Origin of the sequence: Bergeyella zoohelcum ATCC 43767, from assembly GCF_000301075.1 — a bacterium.
Lineage (GTDB): Bacteria > Bacteroidota > Bacteroidia > Flavobacteriales > Weeksellaceae > Bergeyella > Bergeyella zoohelcum.
Map to the genome: position 1 here is coordinate 1842288 of NZ_JH932293.1, position 17337 is coordinate 1859624.

The window sequence follows — 17337 nt, forward strand, 5'->3', positions numbered from 1 at the left end:
CTCTATTTCATCGTTACCCCATAAAGAATGCTCATAGCAGAAATAAAATCAAATTTCCACAGGGATTTAAACGGACTCTACACCGCTTCGGAGATAGAGACATTGTTCGTGATTTTTGTGGAAGAATTTTTAAAAATCAACAGAGTTCAACTCAGAAATTGGAACGAACCTCTGAACGACGCTGTGATACTGAAATTTCAAAATGCTCTTTCAGCACTGAAAACGGGGAAGCCATACCAGCAAATTATAGGAAAAGCTCAATTTTTCGGGGAGGTCTTCAAAGTGAATGAACATACGCTCATTCCTCGCCCCGAAACAGAAGAACTCTTAGAAATGGCTATCCGAGAAATTAAAAAATTAAAAAATAAAAACATCCAGATTTTGGACATCGGAACAGGTTCAGGAGTAATCCCCATTATCCTAAAGAAATACTTCCCAAGTGCAGAAATCACCAGCATGGACATTTGTCCAGAAGCCATTGCTATTGCTAAAGATAATGCACAGACACACCAAAGCGAAATCCATTTTATTCAGGAAGATTATCTGCACACCACTCTATCCAAAAAATATGATATTATCATTTCTAATCCTCCTTATATAGGTAAAGACGAAAATAATGAAATAGAAGATACTGTAAAAAAATTTGAACCGAATATTGCCTTATTTTCTCCCACTGAAGACCCTCTCATTTTTTACCGAAAAATAGCCATGGATGCTGAAAATCATCTTATCAATGGCGGAATGATTTTCTTGGAAATCAACCAAAAATTAGGACAAGAAACATTGGCACTCTATCACCATTTCTCCTCCGCACAACTGATAAAAGATTTATCTGGAAATGACAGAATACTTTTCATCACAAAATAAAATACTGCCTTACCGAAGTAAGACAGTATTCATACACAATTCTAAAAACTATAACATGATTATTTCTTAATCACCTTCTTAGTAGTTACCTTGTTATCCGTAGTAAGTACATTCAGATAATACACCCCTGAAGGGACAGCACTGATATCTACGGTATTATCTACCACTTTATCAGAAACAAGTTTCCCCGTTGCATCAAATACTTTTGCGTACTGAATTTTCTTTTCCGTAATGATTTTTACTATTCCCGTAGTAGGGTTTTCCACTGATACACCATCATTTTTAGTCAGTTCATTTGTAGAAAGCTGAGCGGTGGTTACTACCACATCATCTACCATAAAAAAGAAAACATCTTGAGATTCGCATAGAATACCTATTCTTACAGATTGGTTAGCGTAAGCATCCAAATCATAATTTACTTGTGTCCAATTGTCTGCGGGTGCTTGTAATTGATTAGGTCCCGAAATAATGGTAAAATCACTAGATGAAGTAGGTGTTCCTGTACCTGTATATACTCCCACCCTATACTTTTCAAGTCCATAATCACTTGTGAAAGATTTTACCCAAAAAGAAAGGCTATTGCCACTTGCTCCTAAATTTAATTGTGGAGTGATCAACCAGTCTTCATTCCCATTAGGAGCAGAAGTTGGAATAGAGGAAAAACACGCCATATATTTGTTCCCCGTTTTAGGTAACACCTCAGAGAGAGTATTAATAGGAGGGTTAGTAGCATAAGGATTAAAAACAATATAAGCTTGAGATTTACCCTGATTTTGCCAGGTAGTATTAGCCCATCCATAAGTAACCCCTCCATCCAAATCCAATGTTTGCCAATTACCTATTCCCGTGATAGCAAAATCCGTATAGGTTTCAAAGCTATCATTTAATAATGTTACTTGTGCATTTGCAAAGTTCACCGCTTGCAGTAATACTGCAGATAATAAAATTTTCTTCATAATCTAAAATATTTTTTAATCTTCCAAATATAACAATAAAAATTAAACCTACAAGCAAAAGTTTATTTTTTTATCGAAAAAATACAATAATCTAATTTTATATACTATTAATTCAAGAATAAAGTAATTACATAACTCTCACATTACCTCATTATCCCATTACCTCATTATCCCATTACCTCATTAAAACACTCCATTGAATTTCTGATTAACTTACTCCAACGACACGCATCTTATTTATCATATTTATTCCCCCATTTTTTATTGATTTCCTCACGGATTTTCTTCTCAGTAGTATTATCAGCGGGATGATAAAAAACGGTACCACTGATCTCTTCGGGTAAAAACTCCTGCTGCACGAAATGAGCAGGATAATCATGAGCATACTGATATGCCTTTCCATAGTCTAAATCTTTCATCAGTTGGGTAGGAGCATTTCTCAGATGTAATGGCACATTAAGATGAGGGTTCTTTCTCACAAAATCCATTGCCTCATTAATGGCTACATAAGTAGAATTAGATTTAGGTGCCATAGCCAGATAAACAGCAGTTTGACTTAAGATAATACGGGATTCAGGATTTCCTATTACGCTTACCGCTTGAAAACAGCTATTAGCAATTGTGAGTGCATTGGGATGGGCAAGACCGATATCCTCTGATGCCAAAATGAGCATTCTTCGGGCGATAAACTTTACATCTTCCCCACCTACCAGCATTTTCGCGAGCCAAAACACTGCAGCATTAGGGTCACTTCCACGAATAGATTTGATGAATGCCGAAATAATATCATAATGCTGTTCTCCATTTTTATCATAATGAGGAATGGTTTCCTGCAAAATTTCTTCTATCTCTGCTTTAGAAATCACTTTTTCTCTTGAAATATTTTGGGTATTCAGCACCAGTTCTATTGCATTAATCAGCTTTCTTCCGTCTCCTCCAGAATATTGTATCAGCGGAGCGAAATCTATAAACGAAAAATCTTTTCGGTACAATTCATTGTATTTTATTAACGCCGTATGGGCTAATTTTTCTAAATCATCATAAGAAAGTGCATTCAATGCATACACCTGAGAGCGAGACAATAAGGCAGGTACCACCTCAAAACTCGGGTTCTCCGTAGTAGCTCCTATGAGTACCACCCAGCCTTTTTCCACCGCCTGAAGCAGTGCATCTTGCTGAGATTTACTGAAACGATGAATTTCATCAATGAAGAGAATAGGAGGCTGTTCTGAGAAAAGATTTTGTTTTTTTGCCTCTTCTATTACCTCCCTTACTTCTTTCACACCACTAGAAATGGCAGAGAGTTTAAAAAACTTTCTCCCCGATTGTACCGCTAGAATTTCCGAAAGCGTAGTTTTTCCCGTTCCTGGTGGTCCCCAAAATATCAGACTACTGATTCTTCCATTCTGAAGCATTCTATACAATGGCCCCGAAGGGGCTTGGGTAAGGTGTTCCTGTCCGATAATTTCTGCTAATGTCTGAGGTCTTAAAACTTCCGAAAGTGGTGGTGAATAAGGCATAATTGGAGTCTATAATAATGTACAAAACTACAATATTCATCTTACTTCTTAAAGATGCTTTCCAAATTTATTTGATTTTCATTTATCCACACTTAAAGCTACTCAAACATGAAAAAGAAAACTAGTAAACATATAACTCCGATGGGACTTATAACTAACACACTTTACAGATGACAAGAAACTTTTAGAAATTACATTACCAATTCCTAATCTCTAACTTCCAATTTCTACCCTAATTTGAAATAATATTTTTCACTACATTTGCAGAACTTATGAAAATGCTTTATTTGTTAGTACTGCTCATGTCAAAACTACCTTTGGGAATACTTTATCGCGTTTCCGATGTTTGCATATTCATACTAAAATACATCTTCCATTACAGAAAAAAAATCATTGAAGAAAACCTCAGAAAATCATTTCCCGAAAAAACAACAAAGGAAATAAAAAACCTTAGAAATCAATTCTATAAACATTTCGCAGACTATATTGTGGAAATGATAAAACTCTTCTCTGCAACACCAGAATACATTAACAAAAGAGTAAAACATATCCATATAGATGTTTTCCAAAAGGCCAAAGAAGAAAAGAAAAATGTCATCCTCCTTACTGGGCATATCTTTAACTGGGAATGGTACACCCCACTAGCTACCCTCATCCCACAGGACCACTGTTTTCCTGTTTACAGAAATATCCAAAGTGACTTTTGGCGTGAAAAAATTAAAAACATCCGTAGTAAATTCGGTAATGAGGCTATAGAAGCCGCTGATGTACTAAGGCATATATTCAGAACACCCAATGATGGAAACTCTGCCTATATGTTCGTGGCAGATCAGTCTCCTTATGTCATTGATGTACGCTATGGATTGAAATTTCTTAACCAGAAAACTCCCGTGTATATTGGCTATGACAAATTGGCCACCAAAATGGATTTTAAATTCATTTTTTGTAAAATGAAGAAAGTACAAAGAGGAAAATACGCCATTGAGTATCAAGAAATTTCTCCCGATAAAGATAAATTTCAGCCGTATGAATTGGTAAAAAAATTCCATCAGCTCCTAGAAGAAAATATCCTTGAAGATCCTGCCAACTATCTTTGGAGTCATAGAAAATGGAAATACCAACATGCCATCCGTCAGTACGAAGAATAAAATCATAATACCATGACCACCGCTATTGCCATCCTAAATTGGAACGGAAAATCTTGGTTAGAAAAATTCTTACCTACCCTCATCAAATGCTCACCCCAAGAAAAAATCTATATCATAGACAATGCCTCTACAGATGATTCTATAGATTTTGTAAAACAACATTTTCCCGAAATCAATATCATACAAAACACCGATAATAAAGGTTTTGCAGGAGGGTATAACGAGGGGTTAAAATACATTCATGCCGATATTTTCTGTCTTCTCAATTCCGATGTGGAAGTTACTCCCCACTGGACCGCTCCCATCCTTCAATTGTTCCAAGAAAATCCTAATATCGCTGCTGTTCAGCCCAAAATTTTGGACTACCATCAAAAAGATACCTTTGAATACGCAGGAGCAGCAGGCGGATTCATAGATGCTTTCGGTTATCCCTATTGTCATGGAAGAATCATGAACACATTAGAAAAAGACCATGGGCAATACAATACAAGCAAAGAAATTCTTTGGGCATCAGGCTGTTCACTATTTATTCGCTCCAAAGATTTTTGGGAAATAGGAGGTTTTGACGAAAGGTTTTTTGCTCATCAGGAAGAAATAGACCTATGCTGGCGACTGAGAAATCACGGAAAAAAAATTTACTATTGTGCGGATGCTACCATCTACCATGTAGGAGGTGGAACCTTACAAAAGGAAAATCCTAGAAAAACCTTCCTCAATTTCAGAAATAACCTCTCCATGTTACTGAAAAACTTACCATTACACATTATGCCTTTTCTTATTTTCATTCGCTTATGTTTAGACGGATTGGCAGGTATAGTTTTTCTACTACAAGGAAAACCACGCCACACTTGGGCTATTATTAAAGCCCACTTCGGGTTTTACGCCCAAGCTCCACAATCTTGGAAACTCAGACAAAAAAAAGTAGTCTCTAGATACTATTCTAGATTTAGCATTTTCTTTCGATAAAAATAGTACATTTGTTTCATGTCAGCAAAAGATAAAAAATTATACCTCATTGATGCTTATGCCATGATTTTCCGTGGCTACTATGCACTCATCAGAAATCCTAGGCTCACCTCAAAAGGATTAGACACTTCTGCCATTTTTGGGTTCACCAACTCTCTCATAGAACTTATCCGAAAAGAGAGACCTACCCATTTAGCAGTGGTTTTTGATGTAGGCAAAGAAAATGTACGCACCGCAGATTTTGCTGAATACAAAGCCAATAGAAGCGAAACGCCCGAAGCCATCAAAATAGCAGTACCTTATATCCACCGAATTTTAGATGCAATGGGCATTCCGAATCTTGGAAAGGAAGGCTATGAAGCAGATGATGTCATCGCTACTATCGCGAATAAGGCTGCAGACAAGGGATACCAAGTCTTTATGGTAACGCCTGATAAAGACTTTGGACAACTGGTAACAGAAAATATCAAAATCTACAAACCGGGACTAAAAGGCGGTGATGCCGAAATCATTGGCGTACCCGAAATATTAGAAAAATACGAAATCCAACACCCTAAACAGGTTATAGATTTCCTCGCTATGATGGGCGATGCTGTGGATAATATCCCAGGACTCCAAGGGGTAGGCGAAAAAACGGCAATTAAATTTCTCAAGGAATTCGGAAGTATAGAAAACCTTTTAGCCAACACGCATCAGCTCAAAGGAAAGATGAAAGAAAAGGTGGAAGCATCTGCAGAAATGGGCATTTTATCTAAAAAATTAGCCACTATCATTTGCGATGTTCCCATAGATTTTGACGAAGAAAATTATGACTTAGAACAGCCTAATTTAGATGAAATAAAACTGATTTTTGAAGAATTAGAATTCAGAAGACTATACGAAAACCTTCTCCGAGCGTTCAGAGAAGAGGATACCAGTTCCACTGATGCCACTGGGGAGCAGAAATCCTCAGTACCACAACAAGCCGTTCAGCTGGATCTTTTCGCTCAGTTTGAAAATCAAGAAACCTCCATCGCTACCACTAAAACTTCCATTAAGGAAGCGGATTACCTTTACCAATGCATTGACAATGAAAAAGCACAACGCATTTTAGTACAAAATCTACTTGAGCAAAAAGCAGTATGTTTTGATACCGAAACCACTTCATTAGACGAAATGGAAGCCGAAATAGTAGGCATGAGCTTCAGTTATAAAAAAGGATTAGCGTACTATATTCCATTATCAGACAATAGAGAAGAAGCCCAAAAGACCATTGATATTTTCAAACCGTTCTTTGAGGCAAAAACCGTTATGAAAATTGCCCATAATTTTAAATACGATTATAAAGTATTGAAAAACTATGGTGTACACTTTGACGGAGTTTTGTTCGATACCATGATTGCCCACTATCTTCTCAATCCTGATGGAAGACATGGAATGGACTACCTCTCAGAAATATATCTGAATTATATTCCTATTTCCATAGAAACGCTCATCGGTAAAAAAGGAAAAAACCAATTGTCATTCAGACAAGTAGATAGAGAGCACCAAACGCTCTACGCTGCTGAAGATGCTGATATTACCTTCCAGCTTTATGAAATCTTCGGTCCTCAACTCCAAAAGGAAAACCTTGAAAATCTTTTCTTTCAAATAGAAATGCCTTTGATGAAAGTCCTTGCGGATATGGAAAGGGAGGGCATCGCCCTAGATGTCAATTGGCTCCTCCAAGAGAGCAAAGATTTAGAACAAGACCTGAAAAACATCGAACAAAAGATATTTACACTTACCGACAATGCCTTTAATCTCAACTCTCCCAAACAGCTGGGGGAAGTGCTTTTTGACCAACTAAAACTTGACCCTAAAGCTAAAAAAACCAAGACAGGACAGTATGCCACTTCGGAAGAGGTCTTGCAAAAATTGGCACACACCCACCCTATTATTCCCCTCATTTTGGAATACCGAACCTACCAAAAACTGAAATCTACCTATGTAGATGCCTTGCCTACGCAGATTTCTAAAATAGACGGTAGAGTTCATACTTCATTTTCTCAAACTACGGCCGCCACGGGAAGATTAGCATCTCTCAATCCTAACCTCCAAAATATCCCTATCCGTACGGAAAGAGGGCAACAAATTCGTGGAGCCTTCCGTGCAGAAAAAGGCAAAAAAATCATCTCTGCCGATTATTCTCAAATCGAGCTAAGGCTTATCGCTGAAATTTCTGGGGAGAAAAATATGATAGAAGCCTTCCAAAAAGGCGAAGACATCCACGCTTCTACGGCCGCCAAACTCTTCAAAATACCGATTGATGAAGTGAATAAAACCCAGCGTTCCCAAGCTAAAACCGTAAATTTCGGAATTATTTATGGACAAGGTGCCTTCGCACTGGCAGAACAAACAGGACTCTCCAGAGCCGAAGCCAAACAAATGATAGACGCCTACTTCCAAACTTACCCTACTATGAAAGAATGGATGACCGCGCAGGTAAAAAAGGCGAGAGAATTAGGGTATGTAGAGACACTTCTGGGAAGAAAAAGGCACCTAAAAGACATTCAGTCTAATAATTTTGTGGTGAGAAGCCATGCCGAAAGAAATGCGGTGAATGCCCCTATCCAAGGAAGTGCCGCCGATATTATTAAAATAGCAATGATAGAAATCAGCAAAAAGCTGAAAGAAGAAAACCGAGCTACGAAAATGCTGCTTCAGGTACATGACGAGTTAATTTTTGAGGCACCAATAGAGGAAGTAGAAGCCGTAACGGCACTCATTACATCTTGTATGGAAAATGCCGTAAAGACCACCGTACCGCTATTGGTAGAAGTAGGCGTAGGAGACCATTGGCTAGAAGCACACTAAAACTTTTAACGGTGGACTACTAGCTTTTGACCATTAGCAGTTGGCTTTTGGTTTTTAGTTTTTAGCCTTTAGCCAATAGCAATTAGCTCTCTCACTTCTCCTTATCTAAAATAAGCATACTTTGTAGCCTCCACGGGTTCTTTAGTTTACACAAATTTTCATCAGGAGGGAGCAAAATTTTCATCGGGACGCAGATTTTACTCGAACGGGAGGGAGCAAAATTTTCATCGGGACGCAGATTTTACTCGAACGGGAGGGAATAAAATTTTCATCAGGACGCAGATTTTATTCGAACGGGAGGGAGCAAAATTTTCATCAGGACGCAGATTTTATTCGAACGGGAGGAAGCAAAATTTTCATCAGACGCAGATTTTACTCGAACAGGAGGGAGTAAAATTTTCATCGGAACGAAAAAATACTTATATTTGAAAATAAATAAAAAATAGAGCGTTATGAAGTATAAATTGATTCAAAAAGGAAAGCCGGGAGACCCTGATGCCCCGAAGAAATGGTATGCTACCCCTATAAAAAGCGGAACTATTACCCAGAAAAATTTAGCCCAACAGATTTCGGGTCGTTCCTCTTTAACGAGTGGAGATGTGAACAATGTTATTCAGAACTTATTAGAGTTACTGCCCCAAGAATTGATTAAAGGCAATAGCGTTCAGTTAGGTGATTTCGGCACCTTCCGCTTGTCTTTTTCCAGTGACGGAGTGGATACAGAAAAGGATTTTACCAAAGACAAAATTAAAGGCGTCAAAATCCTCTTTACACCGAGTAATGATTTTAAAAAGACACTCTCGGATATGAAGTTAGAAAAAGAATAAGTTAAAGCCTCCTTTTTATAAGGGGGCTTTTAGCTGTTGGCTTTCAGGGGTTAGCCGTTAGCTTTGGGCCATTGGCTTCATTACTGGTAATTGCTCACTTCTAATTTCTAAAACATTACGCATTCTTTTTCCATAAAAAATGCTTCGTTCTCCTAAAAAAATTGTAATTTAGGCGAAAATAAAAAACTACAATGTCCTATTATCCATTAAACACTATTCCTGATTATTTCGGGATGGATGCTTTACTTACAGAAGAACATAAACTCATCCGCCAGTCTGTCCGTGAATGGGTAGAAAGTTTCGTAATGCCTAAGATAGATGATGCCGCTCAGCATCATAAAGACCTCCCAGGGCTGATGCAAGAGCTGGGAAGCATCGGTGCCTTAGGACCTTACATTCCAGAAGAATATGGTGGTGCTGGTTTAGACCAAATTTCTTATGGCCTCATCATGCAAGAGCTAGAACGGGGAGACTCTGCTGTGCGTTCTGCCGCTTCAGTACAGAGTTCACTCGTGATGTTCCCTATTAACGAATTTGGCTCGGAGGAACAAAAGAAAAAATACTTACCACAGCTGGCAGCGGGTACTATGATAGGAGCCTTCGGGCTTACAGAACCCAACCATGGCTCAGACCCAGGCTCCATGGAAACGCATTACCAAGATAAAGGCGACCACTACCTACTGAATGGTGCCAAAATGTGGATTACCAATGCTCCGCTTTGTGATATTGCCGTAGTTTGGGCAAAGGGAGAAGACGGAAAAGTGCGTGGGCTCATCGTTGAAAGAGGAATGGATGGCTTTACCACGCCAGAAACATTGAACAAATGGTCATTAAGAGCTTCCAAAACAGGAGAATTGGTATTCGATAATGTAAAGGTTCCTAAGGAAAATATGCTCCCCAACATAGAGGGGCTTAAAGGTCCGCTCTCCTGCCTGAATAGTGCCAGATACGGCATCTCTTGGGGGGTTATCGGAGCAGCAATTGACTGCTATTGCACCGCAGTACAATACACCAAAGAGAGAAAACAATTCGGTAAACCAATTGCTTCCTATCAGCTACAGCAAAAGAAATTGGCGGAGTTCCTTACGGAAATCACTAAGGCACAGTTACTTTGTCTTCAGCTAGGCAATCTCAAAAACGCACATACCGCTACCCCTGCACAGATTTCCATGGCGAAAAGAAATAATGTAAAAATGGCCATAGACATCGCAAGAGAATCAAGACAAATGCTGGGCGGAATGGGCATCATGGGCGAGTTCCCAATGATGAGACATGCGGCCAACTTAGAATCTGTAATCACCTATGAGGGGACACATGATATTCATCTCCTCATCACGGGGCTAGACATCACAGGCATCAATGCCTTTTCTTAAAAATTAACCCTAAAGCCTTCCCCAAAAAGAAGGCTTTTTTATTCAAACGCTATTATTTATGCTCAATTTTGAACTTAAAAACCCTACAAAAATCATTTTCGGTAAGGATACCATCGCGAAACTTTCCGAAGAAATTCCTACCGATGCTAAAATCCTCATCCTCTACGGCGGTGGAAGCATCAAAAAAAACGGAGTTTATGAACAAGTCATCGAAGCTCTTAAAAATCATTCTTATTTAGAGTTTGGCGGTATCCCTGCCAATCCTGAATACGAAGTACTCATGGAGGCACTTAAAATCATTAAAAATGAAAACATCAATTATCTTCTGGCAGTAGGGGGAGGTTCTGTAATAGATGGAACCAAATTCCTCTCTGCAGCAGCCCACTATCAGGGAGAAGATGCTTGGGAAATTCTTACCAGACCTATCCGCACCATGGAGGGCGAAGGAATGCCTTTCGGTACAGTACTTACACTCCCCGCTACAGGCTCCGAAATGAACTCCGGCTATGTGATTTCCCGAAGAAGTACACAAGAAAAACGCTCTTCAGGTGGACCAGGGCTTTTCCCTCAATTCTCCATCTTAGACCCTAATGTGATACAATCTATCCCTAAACATCAATTGGCCAATGGAATAGCTGATGCTTACACCCATGTCTTAGAACAATACATGACTTATAAAACCTCTGCCGCCCTTCAAGAGAGATTTGCGGAATCTATCTTAGTTTCCTTGCAAGAGCTCGCTCCTCAGCTATTAGAAAATAATTTCGATTACGATACGGCAGCTAATTTTATGTGGTGCTGTACCATGGCACTCAATGGGCTTATCCAAAAGGGCGTTCCTACCGACTGGGCAGTACATGCCATAGGACATGAACTTACCGCCAAATACGGTATAGACCATGCAAGAACGCTCGCTATTGTTGCCCCACCTTATTATACCTATTGCTTGGAAAGCAAAAAAGGCAAACTGGTACAGTACGGAAAAAGAGTCTGGGGAATCACGGAAGGGAATGATACCGAAATTGCCCAATCGGCCATCCAACATTTGGAAAAGTTTTTCCAGAGTTTAGGCATTGATACTAGGTTATCTGCTTATACGGATGATTATCAAAACATCGGTAAAGAAACGGCTGAGATTTTTACTAAAAGAAACTGGTTAGGCCTTGGTGAACATAAAAAAATCACTCCGGAAGATGTACAGAAAGTATTAGAAATGACTTTTTAATCACCTTTAAAAACAATTAAAAACCTTTTAAAACTCAGTTTTTAAGAGGTTTTTTTGTAGGGAATATCTTATTCACCTTTCTTCTATTTTTCATTTCTGGCAATGGTAAGAAAATAATCTTCTATTCTCAACCACTCAAGGACGAAAGTATCATTCCACTCTTCATTAAACACTTGTCCAAAGCCTAATGGTTTAGAGTTCAACTGAAAAGGATGCACCCAATAATACTTCTTAAGCGACCATAATTTACTCGGATGAACCTTATAAAGGGCTTCTTTCATACTCCATATTGCGGTAAGAATTTCAGGTGAAAACTCCTCTCCTATCCATTTTTTTTCTTCCTCATGAAGAAATTTTTCTTTTACTCGAAGTATTTTATCCGAAATTTTCTCCAAATCCACTCCAATAGGCTCGTCGGAAATGGCTAAAACTGCATAAGGATAAGAATGGCTAATACTTATTTTTTTATCCGAATCAAGCAAATAAGGATTTCCATTTTCTTCGTACTGGATGATGGTATTGGGTAAAATTTGAGATAATAACTGACGAATCATTATCCTTTCCCACCTTTTTTTAGTAGGCATTTGTTCTATTTTTTGCTTTTCTTCCTTGGTTAAAATACACTCATAATCAAAGGAATCACACTCAGCATGTTTCCAAACAGAAATATGATAATCATCGGTATCAAAGGTTTTATACAGTGGCATTTTGTCTCCCAAATTATAGTTCGTAAATTTGCGAAAATATTTTTGAATTCATGGAAACTAAAACGCAATATATCCCTTATAAAGTGAAGGATATTTCCCTTGCAGAGTGGGGAAGAAAAGAGATAGAACTCGCAGAGGCAGAAATGCCAGGACTTATGGCTATTCGTGAGGAGTATGGACCATCTCAGCCGCTAAAAGGAGCCAGAATTGCAGGATGTCTTCACATGACCATCCAAACTGCGGTACTCATAGAAACTTTGGTTGTTTTAGGAGCTGAAGTAACTTGGTCTTCTTGTAATATTTTCTCTACCCAAGACCATGCAGCAGCGGCCATTGCAGCGGCAGGAATTCCAGTTTATGCCTGGAAAGGAATGAATGAGCAGGAGTTCGATTGGTGTATTGAGCAAACGCTTTTCTTCGGCGAAGATAGAAAACCCCTGAATATGATTTTGGACGATGGAGGAGACCTTACCAATATGGTATTTGACCGCTACCCTGAACTGACCAAAGACATCAAAGGACTTTCTGAAGAAACGACCACAGGAGTACACAGACTCTACGAAAGAATGGCCAATGGCACACTTGTAATGCCAGCCATCAATGTGAATGACTCAGTAACGAAATCTAAATTTGATAATAAATACGGTTGCCGTGAGTCTGCAGTAGATGCCATCCGTAGAGCTACTGATGTGATGCTTGCAGGCAAGCGTGTGGTGGTTTGTGGATATGGTGATGTGGGTAAAGGTACGGCAGCATCTTTCCGTGGGGCAGGTTCCATTGTTACCGTTACGGAAATAGACCCTATCTGTGCTTTACAAGCAGCAATGGAGGGCTACGAAGTAAAAAAACTAGAAACTGTAGCGGAAAATGCCGATATTGTGATTACTACCACAGGAAATTTCAATATCGTAAGAGCTGAACATTTTAAGAAGATGAAAGATAAAACCATCGTTTGCAACATTGGGCATTTCGATAATGAAATCGATATGAAGTGGCTCAATGAAAACTATGGTCATACCAAAACCGAAGTAAAACCACAGGTGGATATTTATAATATAGAAGGCAAGGATATTATCATCTTGGCAGAAGGCAGATTGGTAAATTTAGGCTGTGCTACAGGACATCCATCTTTTGTAATGAGTAATTCTTTCTCTAACCAAACTTTGGCTCAGATAGAGCTTTGGAATAATTCAGAAGCCTACGAAAATAAAGTATATATGCTTCCGAAAAAATTAGATGAAAAAGTAGCTGCTCTTCACTTGAAAAAAATTGGCGTAGAACTGGAAACGCTTTCTCCTGAACAAGCGAAATACATCGGTGTAGAGGTAGAAGGTCCTTTTAAACCAGAATATTACAGATACTAATCATGATAATTTCATCATAATTTAAAACCCTTTCAGAGTATTTTCCGAAAGGGTTTTCTTATTTTAAGCGTTTCTATCTTTTAAATATTCTTGCCATTTCCAAGCCGTCTTTAGGGATTCACTCAATGCGGTTTTTGATTCCCAACCGAGTATTGCTTTGGCTCTATCGGCATTCGCATAGGCTATGGTGATATCTCCTGCTCTTCGGTCACAGAACTGATAAGGCACTTTAACTCCATTGGCTTCCTCAAAGGACTGAACCACCTCTAGTACAGAGGAACCTTTGCCCGTACCTAAATTAAAAATTTCTATAAGGGAATGCTCATCAGATTGCATCAAATGATTCAATGCCTTTACATGAGCTTTCGCTAAATCTACCACAAAAATATAATCCCTAATGGCTGTACCATCTGGCGTAGGATAATCATTCCCCCATATAGAGAGCTGTGTTCTAATTCCTGCCGCTGTCTGAAGCACATACGGAACCAAATTATTCGGTACACCGATAGGGAGCTCCCCAATAAGTGCAGAAGGATGGGCACCGATAGGATTAAAATACCGAAGTAATGCCACTTTTCTCTGATGAGCTGTAGCAAAATCCTTAAGTATTTCCTCTCCCATTTGCTTGGTTTTTCCGTAAGAAGATTCTGGCGTTTTCAGTGGCGTTTGTTCACTGATAGGCATTTCATCTGCCTGTCCGTAAACGGTACAAGACGAACTAAAAATGAAGTTACTGATGTTTCTTTCCTTCATTTCTTGTAATAAATTCAAAAGGGAAACGATATTATTTTCATAATAATCCAAAGGAATTATTTGACTTTCGCCCACTGCTTTAGAAGCTGCAAAATGAATACACCCCTCTATGGTGTGTGCATCAAAAACTTGACTCAGTAGTTCTCTTTTTTTGAGGTCAAAAGGATAATGCACAGGTCTTTTGCCTGTAATTTTCTCAATATTATCTAGAATAAACTTTTCAGAGTTAGACATATCATCTACGATGACTACTTCATAATGATTTTCTAAAAGTTCCACCACCGTATGCGAACCAATATAGCCTAAACCACCCGTTACTAATATCGCCATTTTATTTTTCTTAAAATTAATCCGAAAGGTATAAAAAAAAGAGACACCATTCAAGTGTCTCTTTCATTGTATTGAAAAATAATATCATAATAGAAATATTCATCCTATTATTTCACTATTTTCATCTCATCTAGTAACCATTTAGAATCTGCATATTTATCAATGATGAAAAGAATATACTTGCTATCCACCATGATATTTCGGCTAAAACGAGGGTCAAAATTAATATCGCTCATGGTTCCTTCCCATTGGCGGTCAAAATTTAATCCGATAAGATTTCCGTGAGCGTCTAAAGCCGGACTTCCCGAATTTCCTCCCGTAGTATGGTTGGTCGCTGTAAAATTCACTGGCACCTCTCCTGTTTGGTCTTTATAAATACCATAATTTTTAGTCTGGTAAAGGTCAATGAGTTTCTTTGGTACATCAAACTCATAGTCATTAGGGACATATTTTTCCATGACTCCTGAGAGGTGGGTTTGGTAATGGTATTTTACCGCATCTCTAGGGGAAGACCCTTGCACTTTTCCATAAGTTACGCGGAGTGTAGAGTTGGCATCAGGGAAGAATGGTCGGGTTTTATCCGTAGCTATCTGCTGAGCCATATAAGTTTTTTGAAGAACGTCTATTTTCTTTTGATACTCTGCATACTGATTGCTGGTATTTTGGGAATATGCTTCTTTCAGCTGAGCCATTAATCTCATCATTGGGTCATTTTTCAGCTCTGCTTTTAATGTTTCAGGATGAGAAAAAATCATATCTATATCGGTATGCACATTGGCTCCATTAAGGTTTTTTCTACCTGTTATCAAAGAGTTTTTAGACCACTCCTCTACTGTTTTCAGTGTATAGTCTAGATTTTTATACACTTCAAAACCATTAGGTAAAAATTCTTTCGGTGTTTTTACAGCATAAAGATGAAGTATTTTGGCTAAAACTTTAGCATCTAATTCCCCTTCATAATCTTTATAAATCCCTGATAAACGGTTTTTTATTGTATTTACATTGGCATTATTTTGATTTAAGAACACATCGTAAATATTAGCCAATGCCAAAGATTCTGAATTTCTAAATAACTCATTATAATACGCACGATGAAGTGCATAAGGAGCTTGGGCATTATACAAGTGATTGAATTCATCTATGGTCTGCTTTATCGCAGGATTTTTCTTGATGAGTTCTGCTTCATAGGCTTTCTTTTTACCTACGGCATTAGACTTTTTCAGTCCTTCTACCTCTCCTATCCATTTTTTCCAATAGTTAGCGATGGAAGCATATTTAGAGGCGTACTTAATTCTTGTAGCGTCATCGGCACGCATTTTTTCGTCCAAGACCTTGAGCGTAACATCTCTTACAGAAATCATGGCAGGGTCTATTTCTGTCATAATTTTCTCTACCGCAATAGCTGGAAGGTACTCTTGGGTTCTGCCTGGAAATCCGAATACAAAAGTAAAATCATTTTCTTTTTTATCCTTAATGGAAATCGGAAGGAAATGCTTTGGCTTATAGGGTACATTATCCTTAGAATATTCTGCGGGTTTATTATTCTTATCTGCATAAATTCTCAGCACTGCAAAATCTCCCGTATGTCTTGGCCACACCCAGTTATCGGTATCACTTCCGAATTTACCGATAGAAGATGGCGGAGCTCCTACCAAACGAACATCTTTATAAGTTTCTATAATGTATGCGTAGTATTTATTTCCATAATACATTGGTTTTACTACTACTTTTTGGTAAGGCTCTATTTTAAATGAGGCTTTTACTTTTTCTATATTTCGTTGGATTTCAGCTTCAGGAAGATGAGAATTTCCACCCAATACCTCTTTGGTTACCTCCTTAATATCTACGATAAAATCTGCCGTAACACCTGGGTTTGGCAATTCTTCTCCCATATTTTTCGCCCAAAATCCATGGGTAAGATAATCATTTTGAAGGGTAGAATGTGCCTGAATTTCACTGTATGCACAGTGGTGATTGGTAAGAAGAAGACCTTTAGGTGAGATAATTTCCGCAGTACATCCTCCGTCATATTGTACTACGGCATCTTTAATGCTCGGTTTGTTCGGGTCAAAAATATCTTTAGCAGATATTTTCATTCCCAGTGCTTTCATTTCCTTTTCATTGAGTTCTGTAGGCATCCACATTCCGCCATATTGTTGTGAAAACGCCATTACGGCAGGGAGTACCAGTGCAGATAATAGACTATATTTTCTTAGCATTGTCATAAATTTGGGCTAAAAATACGAAACTTTTAGGAAATGGGTTAGGTTTAAAAGCTGGAGGAAAGTAAAGAATCAAAAAAAGCTACCCGAAAAATATCAAATAGCTTTTCTGAACTGTACTGACTCATTTCTGCACTAAGAGATTGTACAATGTACAAAGTATAAAGTACAAAGACTTTTAGCATACAGCTTCCTGCCTACTGCTTATAGCTTTTTGAGTGCGTTTATCCTATTTCTGCACTGG

13 protein-coding genes are annotated in these 17337 nt (G+C 38.4%); 8 read left to right on the forward strand and 5 right to left on the reverse strand.

Going from position 1 to position 17337, the window contains the following annotated elements; all coding sequences use genetic code 11:
• Positions 1–27: 27 nt before the first annotated feature.
• Entirely contained in the window at positions 28–867 is an 840-nt protein-coding gene (prmC, locus tag HMPREF9699_RS08470) for a peptide chain release factor N(5)-glutamine methyltransferase (RefSeq protein ID WP_002664095.1), read from the forward strand.
• A 59-nt stretch (positions 868–926) separates the two neighbouring features.
• Here the strand turns inward: prmC and HMPREF9699_RS08475 are convergent, their stop codons facing one another.
• On the reverse strand, positions 927–1823 hold the full coding sequence (locus HMPREF9699_RS08475) for a T9SS-dependent choice-of-anchor J family protein (protein ID WP_002664097.1): 897 nt from the start codon (positions 1821–1823) through the stop codon (positions 927–929).
• A gap of 233 nt (positions 1824–2056) precedes the next feature.
• Positions 2057–3343, reverse strand: a complete 1287-nt coding sequence (locus HMPREF9699_RS08480) for a replication-associated recombination protein A (protein WP_002664099.1) — start codon at positions 3341–3343, stop codon at positions 2057–2059.
• Between the two features lie 272 nt (positions 3344–3615).
• Between HMPREF9699_RS08480 and HMPREF9699_RS08485 the strand changes: the two genes are divergently transcribed.
• From HMPREF9699_RS08485 to HMPREF9699_RS08510, 6 genes are all read left to right on the forward strand, one after another.
• Positions 3616–4491 (forward strand): lysophospholipid acyltransferase family protein, encoded by an 876-nt coding sequence (locus HMPREF9699_RS08485; protein ID WP_002664101.1) that lies wholly within the window; start codon positions 3616–3618, stop codon positions 4489–4491.
• A 12-nt stretch (positions 4492–4503) separates the two neighbouring features.
• Positions 4504–5457: a glycosyltransferase family 2 protein gene (locus tag HMPREF9699_RS08490; protein WP_002664103.1), complete on the forward strand. Its 954-nt coding sequence runs from the start codon at positions 4504–4506 to the stop codon at positions 5455–5457.
• Between the two features lie 18 nt (positions 5458–5475).
• Positions 5476–8292 (forward strand): DNA polymerase I, encoded by a 2817-nt coding sequence (gene polA / locus HMPREF9699_RS08495; RefSeq protein ID WP_002664104.1) that lies wholly within the window; start codon positions 5476–5478, stop codon positions 8290–8292.
• 452 nt (positions 8293–8744) lie between these two features.
• Positions 8745–9119, forward strand: coding sequence for an HU family DNA-binding protein (locus HMPREF9699_RS08500; RefSeq protein WP_002664105.1), 375 nt, complete (start codon positions 8745–8747; stop codon positions 9117–9119).
• 191 nt (positions 9120–9310) lie between these two features.
• Positions 9311–10492 (forward strand): acyl-CoA dehydrogenase family protein, encoded by a 1182-nt coding sequence (locus tag HMPREF9699_RS08505; RefSeq protein ID WP_002664106.1) that lies wholly within the window; start codon positions 9311–9313, stop codon positions 10490–10492.
• 58 nt (positions 10493–10550) lie between these two features.
• Complete coding sequence (locus HMPREF9699_RS08510) at positions 10551–11717, forward strand: iron-containing alcohol dehydrogenase (protein ID WP_002664108.1); 1167 nt, start codon at positions 10551–10553, stop codon at positions 11715–11717.
• An 83-nt stretch (positions 11718–11800) separates the two neighbouring features.
• On the opposite strand, the gene HMPREF9699_RS08515 is transcribed toward HMPREF9699_RS08510, so the two are convergent.
• A complete protein-coding gene (locus tag HMPREF9699_RS08515) occupies positions 11801–12424 on the reverse strand; it encodes a 4'-phosphopantetheinyl transferase family protein (protein ID WP_002664109.1) in 624 nt (207 codons plus the stop codon).
• Positions 12425–12474: 50 nt separating this feature from the next.
• Here HMPREF9699_RS08515 and ahcY point away from each other — a divergent pair, with 50 nt between their 5' ends.
• Positions 12475–13788 carry an adenosylhomocysteinase gene (gene ahcY, locus HMPREF9699_RS08520; RefSeq protein WP_002664110.1) on the forward strand — a complete coding sequence of 438 codons (1314 nt, stop codon included), beginning with the start codon at positions 12475–12477 and terminating at the stop codon, positions 13786–13788.
• A gap of 63 nt (positions 13789–13851) precedes the next feature.
• Here ahcY and galE read toward each other — a convergent pair whose 3' ends face one another.
• Together galE and HMPREF9699_RS08530 are read right to left on the reverse strand one after the other, a co-directional pair.
• A complete protein-coding gene (gene galE, locus HMPREF9699_RS08525; RefSeq protein ID WP_002664111.1) occupies positions 13852–14871 on the reverse strand; it encodes a UDP-glucose 4-epimerase GalE in 1020 nt (339 codons plus the stop codon).
• 107 nt (positions 14872–14978) lie between these two features.
• Entirely contained in the window at positions 14979–17090 is a 2112-nt protein-coding gene (locus tag HMPREF9699_RS08530) for a S46 family peptidase (protein WP_002664112.1), read from the reverse strand.
• Positions 17091–17337: the final 247 nt, after the last annotated feature.